The organism is Ktedonobacter robiniae, assembly GCF_016587375.1.
GTDB lineage: Bacteria > Chloroflexota > Ktedonobacteria > Ktedonobacterales > Ktedonobacteraceae > Ktedonobacter > Ktedonobacter robiniae.
On record NZ_BNJG01000006.1, the window covers coordinates 114,400 to 134,439 of the forward strand.

15 protein-coding genes and 5 pseudogenes are annotated in these 20,040 nt (G+C 52.5%); 7 read left to right on the top strand and 13 right to left on the bottom strand.

The genetic code is table 11. The features are described from left to right. Positions 1–71: 71 nt before the first annotated feature. From JMJ04_RS49370 to JMJ04_RS44415, 8 genes and pseudogenes are all read right to left on the bottom strand, one after another. Positions 72–677 (bottom strand): annotated as a pseudogene (locus JMJ04_RS49370) (reverse transcriptase N-terminal domain-containing protein); the annotation flags it as partial. A 21-nt stretch (positions 678–698) separates the two neighbouring features. Continuing rightward, positions 699–2,588 carry a reverse transcriptase/maturase family protein gene (locus JMJ04_RS44390; RefSeq protein WP_201374034.1) on the bottom strand — a complete coding sequence of 630 codons (1,890 nt, stop codon included), beginning with the start codon at positions 2,586–2,588 and terminating at the stop codon, positions 699–701. Positions 2,589–3,155: 567 nt separating this feature from the next. Then, positions 3,156–3,278: a hypothetical protein gene (locus tag JMJ04_RS48345; protein WP_268887446.1), complete on the bottom strand. Its 123-nt coding sequence runs from the start codon at positions 3,276–3,278 to the stop codon at positions 3,156–3,158. Positions 3,279–3,983: 705 nt separating this feature from the next. Beyond that, positions 3,984–5,405, bottom strand: a complete 1,422-nt coding sequence (locus JMJ04_RS44395; RefSeq protein ID WP_201372733.1) for an IS110 family RNA-guided transposase — start codon at positions 5,403–5,405, stop codon at positions 3,984–3,986. Positions 5,406–5,716: 311 nt separating this feature from the next. Continuing rightward, on the bottom strand, positions 5,717–6,469 hold the full coding sequence (locus tag JMJ04_RS44400; RefSeq protein WP_201376770.1) for a transposase: 753 nt from the start codon (positions 6,467–6,469) through the stop codon (positions 5,717–5,719). Between the two features lie 176 nt (positions 6,470–6,645). Then, the gene (locus JMJ04_RS44405; RefSeq protein ID WP_201376771.1) at positions 6,646–7,140 is read right to left on the bottom strand and encodes an IS110 family transposase; all 495 of its coding nucleotides are present in this window, start codon (positions 7,138–7,140) and stop codon (positions 6,646–6,648) included. A gap of 218 nt (positions 7,141–7,358) precedes the next feature. Continuing rightward, positions 7,359–7,649, bottom strand: a complete 291-nt coding sequence (locus JMJ04_RS44410; protein WP_201376772.1) for a hypothetical protein — start codon at positions 7,647–7,649, stop codon at positions 7,359–7,361. Between the two features lie 945 nt (positions 7,650–8,594). Beyond that, a pseudogene (locus tag JMJ04_RS44415) lies at positions 8,595–8,852 on the bottom strand (IS6 family transposase); the annotation flags it as partial. 310 nt (positions 8,853–9,162) lie between these two features. On the opposite strand from JMJ04_RS44415, the gene JMJ04_RS44420 reads away from it, so the two are divergent. Continuing rightward, complete coding sequence (locus tag JMJ04_RS44420) at positions 9,163–9,405, top strand: transcriptional regulator (RefSeq protein ID WP_201376773.1); 243 nt, start codon at positions 9,163–9,165, stop codon at positions 9,403–9,405. 604 nt (positions 9,406–10,009) lie between these two features. Here JMJ04_RS44420 and JMJ04_RS44425 read toward each other — a convergent pair. Then, positions 10,010–10,540: a hypothetical protein gene (locus JMJ04_RS44425; RefSeq protein WP_201376774.1), complete on the bottom strand. Its 531-nt coding sequence runs from the start codon at positions 10,538–10,540 to the stop codon at positions 10,010–10,012. A gap of 448 nt (positions 10,541–10,988) precedes the next feature. Continuing rightward, entirely contained in the window at positions 10,989–11,171 is a 183-nt protein-coding gene (locus JMJ04_RS47770) for a hypothetical protein (protein WP_236039156.1), read from the bottom strand. Positions 11,172–11,354: 183 nt separating this feature from the next. Here JMJ04_RS47770 and JMJ04_RS44435 point away from each other — a divergent pair. The 4 genes and pseudogenes from JMJ04_RS44435 (at position 11,355) to JMJ04_RS44445 (ending at position 14,704) form a co-directional block, all read left to right on the top strand. Further along, positions 11,355–12,084 (top strand): annotated as a pseudogene (locus JMJ04_RS44435) (IS6 family transposase). Positions 12,085–12,622: 538 nt separating this feature from the next. Continuing rightward, positions 12,623–13,009, top strand: a pseudogene (locus JMJ04_RS47775) (recombinase family protein); the annotation flags it as partial. 63 nt (positions 13,010–13,072) lie between these two features. Then, positions 13,073–14,011 carry a recombinase family protein gene (locus JMJ04_RS47780; protein ID WP_236039174.1) on the top strand — a complete coding sequence of 313 codons (939 nt, stop codon included), beginning with the start codon at positions 13,073–13,075 and terminating at the stop codon, positions 14,009–14,011. 498 nt (positions 14,012–14,509) lie between these two features. Beyond that, the gene (locus JMJ04_RS44445; RefSeq protein WP_201376775.1) at positions 14,510–14,704 is read left to right on the top strand and encodes a hypothetical protein; all 195 of its coding nucleotides are present in this window, start codon (positions 14,510–14,512) and stop codon (positions 14,702–14,704) included. Here the strand turns inward: JMJ04_RS44445 and JMJ04_RS44450 are convergent. Beyond that, positions 14,701–15,366 carry a vWA domain-containing protein gene (locus tag JMJ04_RS44450; RefSeq protein WP_201376776.1) on the bottom strand — a complete coding sequence of 222 codons (666 nt, stop codon included), beginning with the start codon at positions 15,364–15,366 and terminating at the stop codon, positions 14,701–14,703. The genes JMJ04_RS44445 and JMJ04_RS44450 overlap by 4 nt on opposite strands. 651 nt (positions 15,367–16,017) lie before the next feature. Here JMJ04_RS44450 and JMJ04_RS44455 point away from each other — a divergent pair. Then, positions 16,018–17,448, top strand: coding sequence for an IS110 family RNA-guided transposase (locus tag JMJ04_RS44455; RefSeq protein ID WP_201376777.1), 1,431 nt, complete (start codon positions 16,018–16,020; stop codon positions 17,446–17,448). Positions 17,449–17,971: 523 nt separating this feature from the next. Next, positions 17,972–18,448: a DUF4158 domain-containing protein gene (locus JMJ04_RS44460; RefSeq protein ID WP_201376778.1), complete on the top strand. Its 477-nt coding sequence runs from the start codon at positions 17,972–17,974 to the stop codon at positions 18,446–18,448. 24 nt (positions 18,449–18,472) lie between these two features. On the opposite strand, the pseudogene JMJ04_RS44465 reads toward JMJ04_RS44460, so the two are convergent. After that, positions 18,473–19,294, bottom strand: a pseudogene (locus tag JMJ04_RS44465) (IS6 family transposase). Between the two features lie 119 nt (positions 19,295–19,413). Beyond that, a complete protein-coding gene (locus JMJ04_RS44470) occupies positions 19,414–19,989 on the bottom strand; it encodes a DinB family protein (RefSeq protein ID WP_201376779.1) in 576 nt (191 codons plus the stop codon). Between the last annotated feature and the right edge of the window lie 51 nt (positions 19,990–20,040).

Sequence of the window (20,040 nt, forward strand, 5' to 3'; positions counted from 1 at the left end):
GCGTCAACCCGCCACCGCCCTCACCCCATCCGCCTCTCCACAACGAAACCTCAATTTTGCAACATTGTGGGAGGCGTGATTGGACCTCCCTGAGGGGTACCTTCTTCGGTTCGGTGGAAAACCTGCTTATCGATGTAGCCTGCCTTCAGCCACTTGTGGAGGATGCTCTTCTCCATCAGGATGTGAGCTTCTAACCATGCATGGCTGATTCCGTCAAAGCACGCCTTAATGTCCCCTTCGAGCACCCACTGTGCCGAGTAATTGTGACTCAGTACGTTAAAGCACTGTTCAATGGCATCGGCTGTGGATCTCTCTGGTCGGAAACCGTACGAATTCCGATCTCCTGTTGTTTCGGCGATTGGGCTGAGTGCCAACAAGTAAAGTACTTGCATAGCCCTATCCGTCATACACGGAATGGAGAGGGGTCTTTGTTGGTTGTTGCTTTTTGGAATATACACCCGCTTCAGCGGTTGAGGATGATAGCCTCGTTGCTTGAGCGATTGTATGGCTTTTGCCTTCTTTTCTGGAGTATTCCAGATGTCTTTATCTACTCCAGGAGTGCTCTTGCCTTGGTTTTCCGTCACTCGTCTGACAGCAAGCGCTTTGCCGCTGAACGAGTGGGTTAACAAACGTTGCAGGGCTTTTACCTTGCCCCATTTTCCGGCCTGAGTTGCCTTGTATGGTAAGCACCGTGCGCCTTAATGTATTGCTACATCAGGTCTCACTGAACTCCCCTCCGAACCGCCCATACCCCTTTCAGGGTAGACGGCTCTCCCGTTTTCCCTTCGCTTTTTCTTCTCGCTCAACGTTCCTGCGTGTAGCTCGTCATGACACTCAGCGCAGAGTATCATGGTTTTTCGGTGACGCTGAATCATCTGGCGTTCCCACGAGACCTTTCCTTTGAGGTTCCCCAATTTCCTGACATGGTGAACTTCTATCTGTCCGAGCCTTGTTCCACACCATTCGCATTGATGAGCGAGGAGGCGCTTGCCTAGCTCCGTTCGATTTCTGTACATCCATGTGTTGGGCTGGAGGTCAATCTGTCGCGACCTGCTTCCTTCTCGTTTGAGTTGGCGAGTTGAGGAGACCAACTCATATTCTTTCGTTGGCTTCCCTTCCCTTTGCAGCGTCATGACATATCGTCCTGCTCCTCTCTTCAGGCTTTTTGCTACTTTCTTGACACTACTCTGCCGTTTTCCTGCTAGAGTACGGAAGAAGCTGCTCGTAGTGAGCCAGAGCACTTTGTCGGCTACCTCAACAAGATTGTCGGCGAGGGCATAGTATCCCAGAAACCCTCTGATTTCTGCGTTGTACATCATGAGGATTTCCAGTTCACTGAGTCTGAGTAAGCTGTTTCGATGCTTGCCATGCCAGTTCCTTGTGTCTCCATATTGTTTTGCAAACGCCATTGTTTTGTTCCGAGGCATGAGGAACCGGAGTTGATAGGTTCCAGTGCGTTTCGTAATCACCTGGCCCTTTTTTGTTCGGAAGCGATAGATGCGTTCTCCAGCCCAACGTTTGATGTCATATCCCAAGAACCGAACTCGTCGCTTCGAGTTGGTAATCAGCGTCTTTTCCGCTGATAACTCTAGCTGAAGTTCTTCCTTGAGATATGTCTCTAACCATTTCTTGAGGTCCACAGCGTCGGCTTTACTGCCGATGACTCCTGCGAGCCAATCGTCGGCGTACCGCACGAAATGAAGTCGTCGATAGTCTGGGTCTTGAGGATCTTTGGCCTGCGTTTTGAGCATGTCCTTACGGAGTGCTTTGTAGCGCGTCCAATCTCCTGTCTTCCTCGCCTTCTTCTTGGCCCTGGCGACCTTTGCACTGATTTGTTGGTACTCTTTCGTTCTCTTCCTGTCTGCGCCCTGGTTGAACTCGGCGATCTTCTTCGCCATTGTCTGATCCAGCTCATTCAGGTAGATATTGCTGAGTAGAGGTGAGAGATTGCCTCCTTGGGGTACCCCTGAGTACGTCTGGTGATACCTCCAGTCTTCGACGTAACCCGCTTTGAGGAATTGCCCTATGAGGTGAAGGAAACGCTTATCGGTGATACGCTTACTCAGAATGGTAATTAAGGTATCGTGGGAGACGTTGTCGAAGAAACCCTTTATGTCTCCCTCTACCCACCATCTCACACCATACATCTCATTCTTGATTTGCTCCAGAGCTGTATGACAACTTCGTTGTGGTCTAAAACCATGTGACATCTCTGAGAATGTGGGTTCGTAGATGGCTTCCAGGATGAGCTTCACGACTGTTTGAAGCAGTTTTTCCTGAAAACTGGGTATTCCGAGCGGCCTGGGCGTGCCATTCGCTTTTGGGATATATGTCCTACGGACAGGGCGTGGTGTGTACCGCGATGCCTTTAGATCAGCAATCAGATCGGTAATCAACTTGAAACCAGCACCGTCAATGGTCTTCCCATCTATTCCGGCAGTCATGTTCCCAGGCTTGGGAGCGATACTTTCATATGCCAGGAGCCACAATTCAATGTTGTAGAGCTTTTGAAACAGCTTGTCGAATGTGACTGCTGGCTTTTTTGCCATTACGCGAAGTATCGCAAGCAACGTATTCGGTTCTTGCACTGTGTGCTCCTCTCTCGTTCCTTGCCATTGGAAAACCTGCGCCCCTTCGCCCTGCACGCCGCTTTCCGGCGTTCCGTGGATGGGTCGTTCCTCTCCCATCGACTACTACGGACGCTCCGTGATCTGGTCTGATCTTCAGGTCCCTCGACCATAGCGAGGTGTCACCTATGACAGCTCGCTTTCAGACTCGGATCATCCCCGTTTAGCCGTCAATCCAGATGCTTCTGATGTAGGTGTCCTGTTTGAACCTTTCACCCTTTATTGGGGGTGCGTCTCCTGGGTGGGTATCGCAATGTATCGCGCAAATCATCGCGATCCAGGAGAGAATGGGCGTCACCAGCTTCCCATCCGGTACCCGTTGTCCCGCTCGGTTCTGGGTTTAAAGCAGTCTAGCTTTTCACCATGTCAAAATTGCTCTGAGAGACTCGCCCGCTTGCTGGAGCCTGCGTTCTCCCTTCTCATGCCATGCTTTAGTCCTCTTCAGCCTTTCGGCTTCGGAGTAAGGCACTGAGCAACCCCCATTCCCACAGGGGGTAGGGTCTGAGACCCCGCTGAATTGATGGCCTGTTACGGGCGCACGACGATACGCGCTTGGAGCCGACGCACATTGCGGTGAACGGCTGCCCAATTGATCTGGTGCCATTTCGTCACGCTGTGGGAAGCTGCACCAGCAAACGTGTTCGCTGTCATCTGCTTTGCCTCCTATGTCTGTTCGTCAAGTTTTCTCGTCAAGAAAGACCAAACGGAAGTCTGCTCACTTTCGCGCGGGATCATGTTGTCCTTCGACGTCATCCCTATCCACCTCATTACAGGTGGCTTTCGCTTTCTCCGTTTTCCTTTGCCCGCAGTCCCATAGGCCGTCCTCACGGTTGGCTATCCCTTTCGGGAGGACTACGGGGTTACCACGTTCCGTATGCATACCTGGATCGAGTAGGTTCTGTCTCTACGCCGGTGGATACAGCGTCTGCGCCAGAGTAAGGGGACACACCCTGGACCAATCCACACTGCCTTTTGGCTCAAGCCTGTCAGCCTCAGACGTAAGGCATATAGAACTTTCAGAAAAAAAGACCACTACTGCATGTCATGGAGCTTCTTCGTGACATGCTCCACCTTTGCCACCAGCAAGCCGGAGCGCGGACGATGCCGCCCTTGACGGTATCGGCTGACTGGCTCTTGCCGAGAGCGACCGGGTCCTGCATTGATGAGTTTTTACCGCAGCCGGTCGCTCTCGCTCGTGCCGAGTCTAGCCTCTCCGTCAAGGGTCGGGCCTGGCGGCATCGTTTGCCCCGCGTTCCAGCTTGCATGAGCACGCTGGGAGCACTTCGACCGAGCCTCAAGCTCCCAGGATGCTTGATGAGCCTCTGGCTCTCTTTCCCTTTTGTCTTCGGAGAAATTCTACGACTCAACCTGTACGATGCGGTTCTCTCTAGGTCTTCTTTTGAGAGGATGATAGTGACCTGAGCGGTGCTGGTGATGAACTTCGAGGTCATAGAGCATTGGCGCTGGAGGATCAGTACCAGGAGCCAGATGATTCACTACTTCATAGTCATACCGCAGCAATGCATAGGCGAGGGTGATCAGTCGGCCTGCGACATGACCGATTGCTCGCCCTTTTCCTCTGTAAGACTGCGTTCTCTCGTCGTAGGAACATAAGCGAGGAACTAAACGCTTGTAGAGCTTCGACCACTCGGTATCCGTCCGAATGGCTCTCCAGACGATGAGATACATCGCTCTCTTCGCTTCACGTGATCCTCCCTGAGAAAGCCTGGTTCGATCGTAGGAAGTCCCTGTTTGCTCTCGCTTGGGTGCCCAGCCCAGGTACGATTTGAGGTCGCATGCCTTCTCAAAATTGGCAATGGAACCAATGACTGCAATGAGGGTTGCGGCATCTAGCGGGCCGATCGGAGGAATGGAAGTGAGAATTTGCCCTTCGCGGCTTTGCGTGACAATCTGGCACACTTCCCCTTCCAGCCGCTCTAGATGCTCCTGGATGAGTCGTAATTCCTTGATCAGCAAGCTTTGTTCCAGCACCAGACTGCGTTGCCTTGCTACATCTTTAGTGCCGATACTTTGCGTGGCAAGGTGCTGTAAGTGGAGCAAGTCAGCGTCTGATGCTCGCCGCCCCACTCTCACTTCGCTAAGGGCTGTGAAGCTCGCTGTAGCAAGAGCATGAGGTGTAGGAAACCGCTCGCGCAGTGCCAATGCGGTTGCCAGGTTGGGATCTTTCAAGACCTGGGTTAATTCTGGAAAGAGTTCGTCACAAATGGCCGTCAGTTTGTTTTTCCTCTGTGTGGCTTCATTGACCAGTTCGTAGCGATGACGCATTAAGCCTTTGAGTTGGGATGCAGTTGCCGATGGAGGGACAGTACGCCGCACGGCCTGTAATTTGTCTGTCACTTGTGCTCCCAATTCTAGTTGCGTGTAGAGTTGGTTAGCCAGGCTTAATGCATCCCGCTTGTCCGTCTTAATCATGCTTGCTTGCCGGCGTTGAACATGCATCACATACACGGGGATATCCAACTCGAGCAGATACTGCTGTAGCGACCTATGGTAGTGGCCGGTCAGCTCCATGAGCACAAAAATGTGCTCGAGTGGGCAATAGTCACGGATACGCTCAACAAATGATCGAAAACCCTCACGAGATGCTTCAAAGGAGAAGGCCGGACAGTTCTCGAAGTGCTTGTGGCGCTCTAAAAGGGTTTTTGAAACAAAACCAGCAATGTGTTTTTGCTTCCCAATGTCTACCCCAATGTAGATGGACTCATGGGGAAGCATCGGCAATACTTTGAGGTCGGGAGAGGTTTTCTTGTTTGGCATGGGCTGGTCCCCTCACACACGTGTGAAATGAGGCTTCCTTACCCTCTCTATTGGTGGGTGGAGAGGTCAGAACCCGTGGATGTGGCCTGCCCAGATACACACGAAAAGTTGTTCTGGTCCTTCAAAGGCATATGAAGGATTTCGCACACATCCCCCACTTACGTCTTAAAGGTTGACTCATATGGAATCTAAGGTTTGGCGGGTCCATCGCTCAAGGGAGCGACCCCTGAGTACCTCTCCAGAAGTAACACGATGAAACGTGGCCATTATATTCAAGCTCTTGCATGCTAATCTTTTGTGTGTATGGAATCTTACTTTGGTTGAAGCATGATGATACTTGGATGTGGAGATGACTTTAGCGGCTGGTAATGACCCTCTCGGTGTCTGCGATGGAGAGCGGGGTCATACAGGATAGGTGGGGGAGGTTCCTGATCTGGTGGTATTTTACTCAGTATCTCAGCATCTATTTTCAGCAGGGCATACATCGTTTCAATCATCTGTCCAGCTACACGACCCATGACACGAAGCTTTCCTTTTCTCTCCCCAGTATGCTCATCGTAAGGACACTTGGCTTGGACCAAGCGCTTGTAGAGATAAGCCCATTCTGTCTCCTGGCGGGTGACGCTTGCAACAATGAGGAACATCATCTGCCGCATAGTCCGACTTCCCCTGGATGTCAGATGGCTTCGATCAAATGTCGTCCCAGTCTGCTCCCGCATTGGCGCCCAACCGAAATATGATTTGAGCGTTCCCGCATTGGGAAAGTTGAGGATGGAGCCAATTGCTGCAATGATCGTGGCTGCCTGGATTGGTCCAATTCCCATTGAGAGGAGAATTTTCCCTTCACGCGCCTGGTCCACAATGGTTTTGATCTCGCTCTCTAATTGCCCGACATGCTCCTGCAAAAGCCTGAGTTCTTTAATCAATTGGCCTTGTTCAAGCACGAGACCACGTTGGCGTATGACATCCTTCGTGCCAATACTGCCAACGGCAAGTCGCTGCAATTCTAAGAGCTTGCTGTCAGGGAGTGTCCGCGTGTAGCCCCTGGCTTCCTGCAGTGCCATGAGACTTGCTGTGGCAATCGCATGAGGAGTCGGGAACTTCTCACGTAGGGTTAGCGCAGTGGGCAAATTTGGGTCTTTGAGCACAGCGGTTAATTCTGGAAAAATCTCATCACAGATCGCTGTCAGTTTATTCTTTCTTTGTGTACTCTCTCGGACCAATTCGTAGCGATGGCGGATCAGTCCTTTGAGTTGCGCCGATGCTGCTGTTGGGGCTCTGCTCGCCGGACCAAGTGGGTTTTGTCTGCTACCTGGATACCGAGCTGTAACTGGTTGTACAACGTATTCGCAAGACCAAGGGCATCACGCTTATCCGTCTTGAGCATCCCAGCTGGCCTTGTTTGGACATGCATCGTGTAGACTGGGATATCGCATTCTTGCAGGTATTGCTGGAGTGCAAAGTGGTAATGCCCCGTTTTTTCCATCAATATGAAACAGTGTTCAAGAGGCGCGAAGCTTTGTATCCGCTCTAGAAGGGCGCGAAAGCCCTCTCGCGAGTTCTCGAAGGCAAGCGCTGGACACGCCTCAAAGCGTTGATGGCGCTCCAGAAGGGTGGCCGAGACAAAGCCGGCCACATGCTTCGCCTTGCCGACATCGATGCCGATGTACAACGGCTCATGCTTGAGAAGAGGAACAGCATGAAGAGCAGGTCCTTGTTGCACTCGTTTTCTCATCAACGAGATCCTCCTTCCAGGAGGCAAATATATCTTTGTGGGTGAATAGGCGAGAAGCCGTGGAGGCGTCACACCCAAAGACAGACTAGGAGTCCTCTGTGGCCCACAGACGTATCAAGAGTCCTGCTCGCCTCCCCCACTGATGCTGAAGGAGTCCATACCCACTTTGGCTTAAGGAGTCTGCGGCTTCTCCTCTGAGGTAGCTAGCCCCAAGTTGCCTATCCATCTGTAATACTATCTAGCAATGTGAAAGAATGCAAACAGAGGTATATGGGAAAACACTCTCTTCTCCTTCGTCTCTGCAAGCCAGGAGCGCGGGCGATGTCGCCCTTGACCGGGCTGACTGAGCGGCTCTCGCCGAGAGCGACCAGGGTTCTGCATTGAGGAGCACCATCATCACCTGATCGCTCTCGCTCGCGCCGAGTCTGGTCACCCCGGTCAAGGGTCGGGCCTGGCGGCATCGCTTGCTCCGCGCTCCTGGCATGAGCAACATCCTGCCATTCCACCAAGCCTCGAACTCCCCTGGGGTGCTTGATGAGCCTTCGGCTTCCTTCCCTAAAGACCAAGGTACAACATCTCTGCATACGACCAAGCTTCCGTCTGTCTTTGGCTTGTTTTCGGTGACGACGTTTTGGACAGTTCACATCTGTTAACCATACGATCCAACCCTAGTTCCCGACCGCTTTGATGCTAGCAGTCGTAGTGAACTCCTCGCGGGTTCACTACCGCTTTTACAAGCGAGGCATCCATTGTCCCAAGAGCTTCACACCGCCGGATTACTCCAGCCGCATGTCTTGGTAGGGTACCGGGGGCAGAACCCCAGGTGAGATCCTGTTCATGCCAGTCTCACAGCTATTCATACGGCCTCGTGTCGCACGCCCTCCCCCGAACCGTGCTTGCAGGTTTCCTCAGCACACGGCTCTCCAGTTTCTCGCCGTTCTTCCGAGTTGGCTCTCCGCATTACGCGTCCCTTTCCCGACGATACTCCCTGTTCCCCTTCGTCGTGTCCCAGGAATTACCCTGGGCATTTGGCTACTACGGGAACTCCGTCGCCATCGGATTCTCATCCCTTAGGCGATCCCGCATTTGTGCCTGTGAGACGTTCAGTCCGTTTAGGTGCCCATTTCGTCCCCTTCAACCAGTTCACTACTGGTCACTCACTGGAGAAAGCGTTCCCTCTCCGTGAAAGTCTGAGAGGTATTCCAGTGTCATCGCTTCAGATAGGCTGCGATGGATGACCTACACATCGTTGGGAACTTGGGTTCAACTCATTCAAGCTTCACCATGCGGACAGGACTTGCGGCGCACTACACTACCTATCTTCGTGTTCCGCCGCTTTACAAGCATGCTACTTTCCCCTTTGTCTTTCGACGCCAGGTCGGCCAGTCGTCCTCAAGGTCATCTGCTTTCAACCTTGCCATCCTCGAGATGGAATCATCACAAGCGCCGAAGCGGCGCACCTTCACGTAGGTCTCATCTACGCGCCACGAGTTGGTCGTCCCTTTGAGATGAGGGCGACAGCGCTTCTCCAACTCTGGCGCGTAGCGCTGTACCCAGCGGTAAATGGTGGTATGGTCAACGTGCAAACCTCGTTCTGCCATCATTTCTTCCAGATCACGATAGCTTAAAGCATATCTGAGATACCAGCGGACGCACAGCAAAATGATCTCTGCCTCAAAATGACGCCATTTGAATGGGGCTTGCGTTGTCATCATATTTCTCTTCTTCTCTTTTGATCCTATCATATCTGATGAGTTTTATTTTTGCCCTGGGTGAGGTATTGGTGTGTGAGGGAGGGAGAAAGATTGCAGCCAGGCGCATCCGCTCGTGGTGGTGGGTGCAGGGGGAGCAGTCGTCGTCTCGCCATCGTCTACGCCGTGATGTGCGAGGTGCAGTGGAGAGGGTGTGTGCCTCATGGTGCGGTGTGGTGGAGGTGCCCCGTGTCCGCCAGGGGATGAGGGGAGAGACGAGATGAGGTACAATAGAGGCATATTTTTGGCAGAAGGAAGGGTCGCACAAGTCATGCGATTGAGAAAGACCGAAGAGGGGGTGAGGGTGCAGTCGACGTTGCCCTGGGAGGTGGAGCATTTGGCCTCACTTGCCAAGCAGGGAAGCGAGTGGGTGCCTCTTTCGAGTATAGGAGAGCAGGGGCAGGTGCTCGGTGAGATCAACAGCCGGACCTACGCCATTCGGTTGCGTCCTGGTGTGCAGATTGTGGATCGGCAAGTGGTGGTGTTGAGTCCGCCGGAAGCGAGGAGAGGGTAAGCAAAAAGGGGTCAGCAGGAGGGAGAGTCGAGTTCCTGGCGATGTTCTCGATCCCTCCCCTGTTGCGCCTTATTGGGAATACTGACGGGAGTTATGGGACGCGTGAGGCACAGCGCTGTGTTGAGGAGTAGTTGCTGTCTGAGAATGGACGTGTTGAAACGCTGGCCAATAGCCTCGCGCACGTCTATAATGGCGAACAACCGGCAACTAGGCCCAGGGATCTTCGGTTGACTCCTCTGCTCGTGGCATGGCAAATCCAAGGGCGAGTATTGGGGCTCAAGGCATTGTCTGCTGACCGCACGTTTTCTGACCAATGGTGGTGGTCGCTCTGGGTGAATGCTGTGCGTATTTCGTGTTTCGTGTGTATGAAATTGAGAGAGAGAATGGGGCAGTGAATGTCGATGAGGAGCGGAGTGAACGGCTTCACTTCCAAAGGAATGGGTACTATCGCACCGATGGCGAGGAAAAGAAAAGTATGAGCGAGCGGTCGGGATCGCCCACCGCTTGTTTCCTCGCCATCGATGCCACATACCTTGTCAGCATTGCCGATGCATCATCTTACGAAGACGTCCTGAAATCATGTGGCTCGCGTCATTCACCTGGCTTATCTACTGGTGCTCATCGGCTCACCTTTTAAGTCAATAACCAGCATGCGCTCATGAAAATGCAACCCCGTCTCTGTTAACCTTACCCCTCTTGACTGTAGTTGACGTGCTAACGCAGCGCCTAAAGCCTGATTAGGATCAGCCAGTTTCTCACTCACTCTCTGTTTCAGATTGAGAGCTTTCAGGGCAAGCTTTGCTGGCAATGGCGCATCCTCTTTAATATTCGATCCTATTAATTTCAAGTGTTGCGGAACTACATCGTTCTCTAAAGCACAGTCAATGGTAATAGTGGCTTTTATGGGGGCTTCTACACGAACGTTCCCAGAAACGGTACCGACCTCATGCTCAATATGAACTGTTGGTTTAGGAACAACTGCTTTGATTTTTGCTTGTCCTGCCAGCAGACTTCGAACGACACTTTCCATCACCTGAGCAACTTCCTGCTCCGATAGTTCCTTCTGATACCTCTTTTTTTCTCGTAGTGATGCCGCGACTTCATCAAAAAGTGGCAAGTTGGGAATATCTGCCATCTTTTTCGCTCCTTCTCTCTCGGGTATCTTCCGCTTATCATCTGCTAGGAACCATTTTTTTCGAACGAAGAAAAACTGATACAATCAGTATCCTCTCCAAAAAGAGAGATCGACTGACTTGCTCAATTTCTGAAGTCGTATAAAAACAAGCTGTGTTGCAGAAAGAAGGCTGATCTGCCGTGGTGGCGAGAGCGGGTGAGGTCCGCGCGGATTTTCTCTCAAGTGGAGGTGTCGCCGCTGTGGCTGCCCCAGGGGATGAGCAGTGGGAGGCTGCATGTTGAAGAGCAGGTTGAGTTGCGTCCAGCGCGATCGAGGTCACGAGCACGACCACCTACCCTCCGTTTCAGTGCTGTTTGAACAGAGGGATTGCCTGGCTCACGAGATGCGCAATGAGCTACGTGCAAGGAATTGGATGGGAAGCCCCACGACGCGCTGTGAACTGGATGAATCAGTTCGAGGGAGGGGGCATTAGGGAAGGACGGAGTTGTTGCATAGCCTGGCGAATGGAGCGAGCCAGTGAGGCCATTTCCTCATCTGGAATGTCGAGCACCCCTTTTGAGGAGTCAAGAGCAGCGGTTTGCTGAAGTTCATAGGGAACACCTGGAGGCAAGGGAGCAACGTGCCAATGCACATGGCGATTGCCTTGTTGACCGCCAAGCGTTTGTATGGAGAGCCGTTCCGTGGGCACCTCCCGTCTGATCGCTTCAGAGACCTGATAAATGAGCTGCTGAAGCTGGAGGGGTTGTGTTGCAAGAATGAAGAGGCGATGATAAACTCTTCTTTATTTGAAGCAGAGCAGAGGAGTTTTTCCATTATGATCGAACAGAATCCGTTCAAATGGCGTCATTTCCAGACCGACATCATTCTGCTCTGCGTGCGCTGGTACTTGCGGTATGCCTTGAGCTATCGCGATCTTGAAGAGATCATGCTGGAACGGGGTCTGCACGTCGATCACACCACGATCTATCGCTGGGTGCAGGAGTATGCTTCTGAGCTTGAGCGACGGTGTCGTCCTTACGTGAAGCCGACGAACGACTCGTGGCGTGTGGACGAGACCTACATCAAGGTGAAAAAGCAGTGGGTTTACCTCTATCGTGCAGCTGATTCAAAAGGCAACACGCTCGATTTCTTTTTGAGTTCGAGATTTCTTTTTGAGTTCGACACGAGATGCGCACGCCGCAACGCGCTTCTTTCTCAAGATGCTTGCTGCCTCTCATACCACAGAGCCTCGTGTCATCAACGTGGACAAAAACTCAGCCTACCCCAAAGCATTTAATGACCTCAAAGCAGAAGGATATATCCACGCAAGCTGTGAATTACGACAAGTGAAGTACCTCAACAATCTCATCGAGCAAGATCACCGGTTCATCAAGCGATTGACGAAGCCGGGAATGGGCTTTTTTTCCTTCGAGACAGCGTGGCGAACGCTGCAAGGTTTTGAGATGATGAACATGAGACGGAAAGGGCAAGTGCACGGAGTAGCCAAAGGCGATGTGGGAGGGCAGGTCGCACTGGTTGCTAGGCTCTTTGGAAGCGTTGCCTAAGCTCAACAAGGAGAGCCATTCCACGCTCGCTTTGTTTTCTTCGCATTTCTTGCAACACAACCCGCAAAGAGGTATGTCCGCTAAAGCGTTTAAGATCGACTTCGGTATACCCATGGGCTGCGCGAACGCTAATCGCTGTATGGCGCAGTTGATGTAAATCCCACTCAGGGGTATACGCTTTCCAGAGGGTATCAGGGGTAGCGCAACGTAAGGTGTCACCAAATGGTATGATAGCAAATGACAAATTCTGTATGAGCCGTCATGCTCAGCTCCACCTTTCTCATTGGCGCTTGGCACATCATCCGCAATAGAACGTTCTTTGTCCCCTCCTCGTATCTTCTCAACAGAGAAGAAATCATTAGGTATCGTCGTGGAGGGGACTGATGAAGCAGCGCCACTGGAAGTGCCGTCGGCAGGGAGTTGAGCATCTCCGTGCCCTCTCCCGCTGGGATCAGGCCTACCAATGCCTTCTGCGATGGACGAATGCTCCGCAAGACGAATGCTCCGCAACAGGAGTCAGTCATTCAGGAGGAAATTGATGAACATCGCAGTCTATGTTCGTGTTTCGGGTCATCGCCAAGTTCAGACACAGACCATCGAGCAGCAATTGGAACGATTACAGACACATTGCCAGTGTGAGAACTGGTTCTGGGAAGACGTCCAGATTTTTCGAGATGATGGCTACAGCGGAGCCAGTCTCAAACGGCCGGGGTGAGATCGGTTACGAGATCAGGTAGGAAGAGCGACCTTTGATCGGGTTCTCATCACAGCACCCGATCGTCTCGCCCGCAAATATGTGCATCAAGTCCTCCTCGTTGAGGAATTGGAGCGAGGGGGCTGTCAGGTGGAATTTGTTGAGCATCCCATGAGTCAGGATCCTCACGATCAGTTACTGTTGCAAATCCGAGGAGCAGTGGCCGAATATGAACGTACCCTCATTGCTGAACGGATGCGTCGAGGTCGTCTGCAAAAATTCCGGGCAGGGACGATGCTTCCCTGGAGTTGCCCTCCTTATGGGTATCGCTTAGATCCTGATCATCCACGGGATCCATCAGGAGTCCGTCTTCAAGAACCTGAAGCGGTCCATGTGGCAGAAATCTTTGCGTATTATCTGCAAGACGGGCATGGCTTGGAGCAACTCGCCAAGCACTTACATCAGCTCGGGATTCCTACTCCCAAGGGAAAGTCGTATTGGAGCCTGACCACCTTACGTGACGTCTTGAGGAATCCGGTTTACGCCGGGACGGTGTATGCGGGTCGAGAACGTCTTGTCGCGAAACACCGTCGTTTTTCCCCTTTGCAACCAATTGGGCGTCGATCCAGTACGCAAGAAACGTCCTCTGATGAGTGGATTGTGGTGGGGCAGGTGCCAGCGATTGTTTCACAAGAGCAATTTGATCGGGTCCAGGCAAAATTGGCAGACAATGTGCACTTTGCCCGTCGGAACAATACCTCTCATCAGTACCTGTTGCGTGCCTTGGTCAGTTGTGGTCTGTGCCACCTTTCGTGTTTGGCTCGGACGAGTTCTGGACATGCCTACTATGTCTGCCGAGGAAAGCAGGGGCCTATCCATTCTCGACGAGAGGAATGCTGCCATTCTCGTTATATTCCTGCCGGGCAATTGGATACATTGGTCTGGCAAGACCTCTGTGAAGTGCTGCAATACCCGGTCGTCATTGAACAGGCGCTACAGCGCGCACAAGCGGGGGCATGGCTTCCGCAAGAACTTCAAGCTCGCCGGACACAGGTCCGCAAAGCACGTAACACCCTGTGTGGACAATTGGAACGGCTGACTGAGGCTTACCTCGCCGAGGCATTTCCTCTTGGAGAATACAAACGGCGGCGGCAAGACGTGGAACAGCGGTTGGCAGCAGTGGAGGCGCAAGCGAACCAGATTGAAGCGAGTGTCCAACAGTACATGGAATGAGCCAGCATCACTTGCTCGATCAACGAATTTTGTCAGCGTATTCGTTGTGGCCTCTCTCAGGCCACCTTTGAGCAGAAAAGGCAGTTGGTAGAATTGCTCGTCGACCGCGTGGTCGTCACGATGGATGAGGTGGAGATCCGCTATGTGATCCCCACCTCACCGCGCAATGAACAGGTTCGTTTTTGTCATTTGCTTACGGACTATTCAGCCGCAAGGTAGCGGGCGTAAAACAGCAAATGCTGCATAATGGCCTACTACGGAATTGGGAAGCGCTCCATCGCTTGATTGTAAGATGGTTGAGCATGAGGATGGACTAAGATCCTGACAATTTTGTGCAGTAAGGTTTTTTGAGCTTGAATTGCGATAACGGACGTTATTACCTATCCAGTTTGGAATGTCATATGTGTCGTGAGACCGCTACAAATTGTCTATGCCTTGCAAGGATTTAGACGTTAAGAGGATACACACCCCTGTAATAGTTAGAACAAAGGTGCGCTAATGCACCTTTTCGCCAGGATCTTAGCCCTCCCTCATTATCTCATGATTGTCGAAATATTCCGTTGCATCCGTGAAACGACAACGGGCACCTCCTCGTTCCCCGGTGGGGAGGAGGGGGTGCCCGTTGCGTGGTGCGATGTTGCCTCAGGACGTCAGACGGGAGCCTTCAATCCTGTCGGTGACCAGGTCGGCTAGGCCGACTTGATCTCCGCGTTCTCCAGCCGTCCGACCTTGACGATGTCGTGGTCGGTCAACCTGCTCAGGCCGCGGTCGAGCTGCTCGAAGAAGTCGATCGGGATCTCGTTCTCGTCACCGACCAGCAGGAAGGTGATGTTGAACGGGTACCCGTCCTCGTTCTTCTGCTTGCCCGCCTGCGCGCCGACCTCGTTCGCGATGCGGACGATGGTCGCCTGGAGGGCTTTCAGGTCCGTCTCGCCATCGGTGACGACGGTGAGGCGGAACTTCTTGTTGTAGCCGCCGGCCGCCACCTTGCGCTGGTAGAGCTGGTAGCCCCACTCCACCGCGAGGTGGGTCGCCGTGCCGCCGCCGGGACGGTTGCTGTGCAGCGTCTGCGCGATCGCCTCGGACGTCTGGCTCTCGTAGATCCTGATGCCGTGGTTGAAGATCGCGAAGTCGATGCCGTCGTGGTCGAACCGCTCCGCCTGCCGCGCGAGCTCGATGGAGCGCCCGACGGTGTAGGCCCACCGGGTGGTGGTGCCGGAGAGGAAGCGGCCGCCGGTGCGGACGTCCTTCGTGTTCATCGAGCCGGAGCCGTCGTCCGCGAGCGCGTGATCGACATTGTCCTTGGCGAGGATCACGATCTTGGCCTGGATGACCTGGGTCCGGAAGTCGGACATTGCAGATCCTTCCGTTCGGAGTGCTTTTGCACTCGCTGATGGGGCCTTGCAGAACATCGCGTCAGAGTGATGTGAATCACTTGATGACGCATATCGTAGGGATTGCGACGGGTGCGCCACAACTTTTTGCGCGAGGCAGAGTAAAGCTGAAAGAGGTGTAAACTTCTCACCGGATTGGAGGGTTCTTGCGTCCTCTGCTCGCCCACCGCGCTCTTGCTGCGATCTGAGCCAACAGCAGCAACACCTCTCAATGGTCTCCTTCACATGCCGTCTGCTATCTTGCGACGCGAACGTGTGCAGCTGAACGAGACCCTTATGCTGCTAGTATAGCACACCTGGTAAATTACACACAACAGCCTGACACAGACCAGCTTGACAGGCAACCAAGCCTTCTGCGATACTCATTTTGAGGGAGGCACTGAGAGCTCGCTACTCTGAGAAGTGGGAACTGGAGAACCCTTTGGTAAATTTGGAATTCGACTCTTTTCACTTAAGTGGGGAATGTGTTACGATCCTTCATGAACCTATGAGGACGCCAGTGCAGACCTTTTGTGTGTAACTGGGTAGGACACATTCACAGTTCCCGGCCTCTCTCAGCCAACACTCACAGCATAGTGACGTTTCCCAGTTGCGTGTGGGAGGGTTCTTCAGATGGCAGGCGCGAAGAAAGTCCGTCCAGACCTGGCACTCATTCCAATGCTTCCTCATGAAACGCTCTACATCGGGGTCGATGTGGGCAAATTCCGGCATGTGGCAGGCTTTCTTTCACGAACCTTGCTCCAGCGACATGAGCGTTTCGAGGGATGTCCAGTTTTTGCCTTTGAGCAGTCACGCGAAGGCTTTCTTGCCTTTGTAGACCGCATTCGAGAATACGTGCCTCTTGAACAAGCCACGGTCCTGATTGAGCACACGGGGCATTATCACAAAAATCTTGAGCAGTACCTTCTGGAGTGGGATATCACCGTCTACCGCATCCACGTGCAAGAGCGCCCCAAAGGCATGACGAAGACAGATAAGCGCGATGCTCTTGGACTGGCCAATAGGCTCTACACCCAATTAGAACTAGGTGCCCAGGTTGAAGAGAAAATGCAGCTGGTTCGACGGACTCTGCCCCCAACGCAAGCCGCACAGCAATTACGAGGCTTTATGCAACATCGCTATGAACTCTCGCATCAGCGCACACGGCTGAGAAACAAGTTGACCGCCATTTGTGATGAACTCTTTCCTGAGTTTACGCAAATTTTTCACGACCCTAATCTCGAAGTGGCTCTTACCTTTCGAGAAAAGTTCCCAACGCCGCACGACATTGCCACTGCCAGTCTTTCTGCACTCCGAGAAACGCGGGTGAAATATTTTCCTTCAGAAGCTAATCTGCTCCGTCTTCAGCAATTAGCCGAGAAGACAATTGGTATCAACAACAAGGACCGTTTACGTGGGATGAAGCTTGAGCAAGAGTTGTTAATCAAAGAATTGCATCTGGTCCAGGGACACTTAGAACGCCTCGACACGGAGATTACAGACATCGTCAGGACCAGCCGTGAAGGACAAATTTTGCTCTCGATGCCACCCATTGGCCCTGTGCAGGCTGCGACCATCATTGCAACGATAGGACACATTGATAATTTCGAGAAAGCGGGTGAACTCAAATCCTACTTGGGCTGGGCACCGACAAGACATCAAACGGGAGTTACCTTTGATCGAACTAAGCTCTCTCACAGAGGGGTGCGTCCAGTGAAACAGATGCTTTATCTCATGGCTGTGCGGGCAGCAACGCTTGACTGTGAATGGGCACGGATCTACCGCCGTTTGCTCCCTCGTCTGGCGACCTACGACGACCGCATAAAAGATTATCGTGGGAAAAAGAAAGTGATCGGGCGAATCGCTGGACAAATGGTTTCTATGATCTTTGCATTGTTGAAGACCGACCAAGAAACGCTCAGCAGGGTACCATCAGGAGAGAATCCACCGCCACCGATGCTCTACAACCCAGAGGTTCACAGGAGACACCAGGAGGGCTCCTATCGCTCGTTGAAGCCAGGCACTCAGCCCAGGAAGATTCTTCGACTTCCAAGTAAGTCGTGAGGTCCCTCCTCAGATGAGCCTCCTTGTTTTTCCCTCTGATCAGATGGAAGAGGGGAAGAGACGCCTCAAGCTCCCGAAAAGCTTGAGGCGTGGGTGGAGGGGATGCACGCTGCACTTCAGAGGTCAGCTGTTGTCCAAGGTTCATAACATCCAGGCAGGAACTCTGCCAGGGGATTGTTGAAGAGTTCTTGCCTGGATGTTATGAACCTTAAGTGAAAGGCTGACCGATTTTTGACTGAAGGATGGAAATGTACACTGAAGAGTGGAATTTGACGCTGTGATGCCTGGAAAAGCCGCTCCATATCAGGTATACTTTTCACGAAAAGAGGGAATTGCCCTCCTCATCGAGAGTTCCGCCTTTTTTTCTGGAAAGGAACTTGACCCCATTTTGCCTACGAGAAGCATCTGATGTTGTACTCATTGCTGTTCTTCGTTCTATTCATGAAGAAGCCGCGAGTTCCGACTCTCACGATTCAAGGAACTCGCAGTCTCATAAATTGAAAGGAGCTCGAAGAGCGAACGCATGAAGCGACAATGGGAAATTGAAGACTTGATTGAACACTGGATGCTGAGTGCCTGGGACTTAGCCCAGGTTGGGAACAAGACGGGAGCAACACGCTTGGGATTTGCGGTGTTGCTCAAATTTTTTCAGCGTGAGGCGCGCTTTCCTACTTTCAAAAATGATATTCCTGGCAACGTCATTACGTTTGTGGCTGACCAAGTTGATGTACCTGCAGAGATGTATCTGCAATATGCCTGGCAAGGCCGGACCATTGAGTACCACCGGGCAGAGATCCGCAAACTCTTTGATTTCCGAGAATCAACCGTGGCCGATGGTGAAGAGCTGAAACAGTGGTTGGTTGCTGAGGTGCTCCCCCTCGAACATCAGGAGGATGTGCTGAGAGAGGAAGCCTACGTCTGGTTTCGCCGTCACCATCTGGAGGCACCAACATCGGTTCTGTCAGAACTGAGATCACAGAAAAGCTTCTCAGACGAATAGAATGCTCGCCTCTCGCTCGTTAACTTATGAGGTTGCTTGTATCATTCTCTGGAGAGCAGCTAGACGTTGGAGAAAAGCCTGCCGTTGTTCCAGGAGTGAGACCACTTCGCCCATGGTGCGGCGAGGACGGAGATAGTTGCGCAATTTGTCGAAGGCACAACAGAATTGCGCTGCTGATGTGAAGCTTCCGAAACCACGCATGGGAGAGTATCGTTGTTTGATCCCACGATGGTCTTGCTCTAGCCGATTATTGAGGTATGTATTCGTCCGATGTATGACCTCACATCCCATCGTCTCGCGTATGGCACGGGGATAGGACGCATGGCCATCCGTTGTGACCTGATCGGGAACAGAGCCGACTACAGTCACCGCCTGTTTGAAAAACGCCTGAGCTGATTCCATATGTCGCTTCTCGCTCAACATGGAATCAACGAGATGGCCCTCGTGGTCGATCGCTCGATACAAATAGCACCACGTCCCATGCACTTTGACGTACGTCTCATCCATGTACCAGGATTTTCCGGCCTTCCCTTGCCGCTTGACACGTCACTGATCTGTTCTCAAAGGTGCAAAACGCGCTTCCCAGTCTCGGATGGCTTCGTGAGTGAACGAAAATCCACGCGCTAAAAACATCTCAGCAACGTCACGTAGGCTCAATTTGTAGCGTAGTCGCCACAAGACAGCCAGCAGGACGATATCAGTGGGGAATTCGAGATGGTTAAAGGGAGTGCCAGTTCGCTCATTGAACGGAGATTGACAGTGAGGGCAGAAGAACGTGGCATAGCCACATTTGGTTTTCTTTGATCTTTCCCTGGTCTCAGCTGTGGCGCATTTGGGGCAGTTCATCGGTCAACGTTCCTCATTCCGTCAAAATAATAGCACGAGCATATCAGAAGTGTCACCCTCATGCCCAGATGGAGTTTGAGTTCTGACAGAACCACTTTAGCCGCCCCATCACAACAATGTCACACACGAGACGCGCTTGCCTGGTGCACTATTTCACGCATTTGATCCAGATGAGATGCATCGTGGTATAAACCCAGGATAAAGCGGCCAATGGCATTGAGTTCGCCAGCTTGCGGGAAGAATGAATATGTCATTATAGTATCCAGGTGAGGCTCGTCAGGCCACGCGTCGAGCATAGCTTTACGCATACGACGGCTCTCCTCAAGACGCTGGCGCACCTGAGCGATACTTGTCACGCTCTCCCAGGGAGTCTCGTAACGCGAACGACCCTCAACCTGCAGACCGCGGGCCAGCACGAGAGCCAGGGCGGCGGCCTCTTCGGATGAAGCGGTGGCGTGAACCACCACGTGGCCCAGGGTCCACGCCAGGGCGGCCTCTTCAGAATTCCCAAAGGTATCGTTCGCCTGGGGATCTAGCGGCACGAATGTCACGTCCGCATCAACTGTATCAGTAATGATCTCTTGCATTACATTGATCGTTTCATCGGTAAGCTGATAAAGATCGGTCTTTGTCAGACCAGCGGCTATGCCTGCCAGGGTCTGAGAGCCGCTTGTCACTGCACTAAAATCGAGCATAGGGGTCTCCATCAATGAATTTTTGTTAGGAAGTAAAAGGATCTCAGGTTT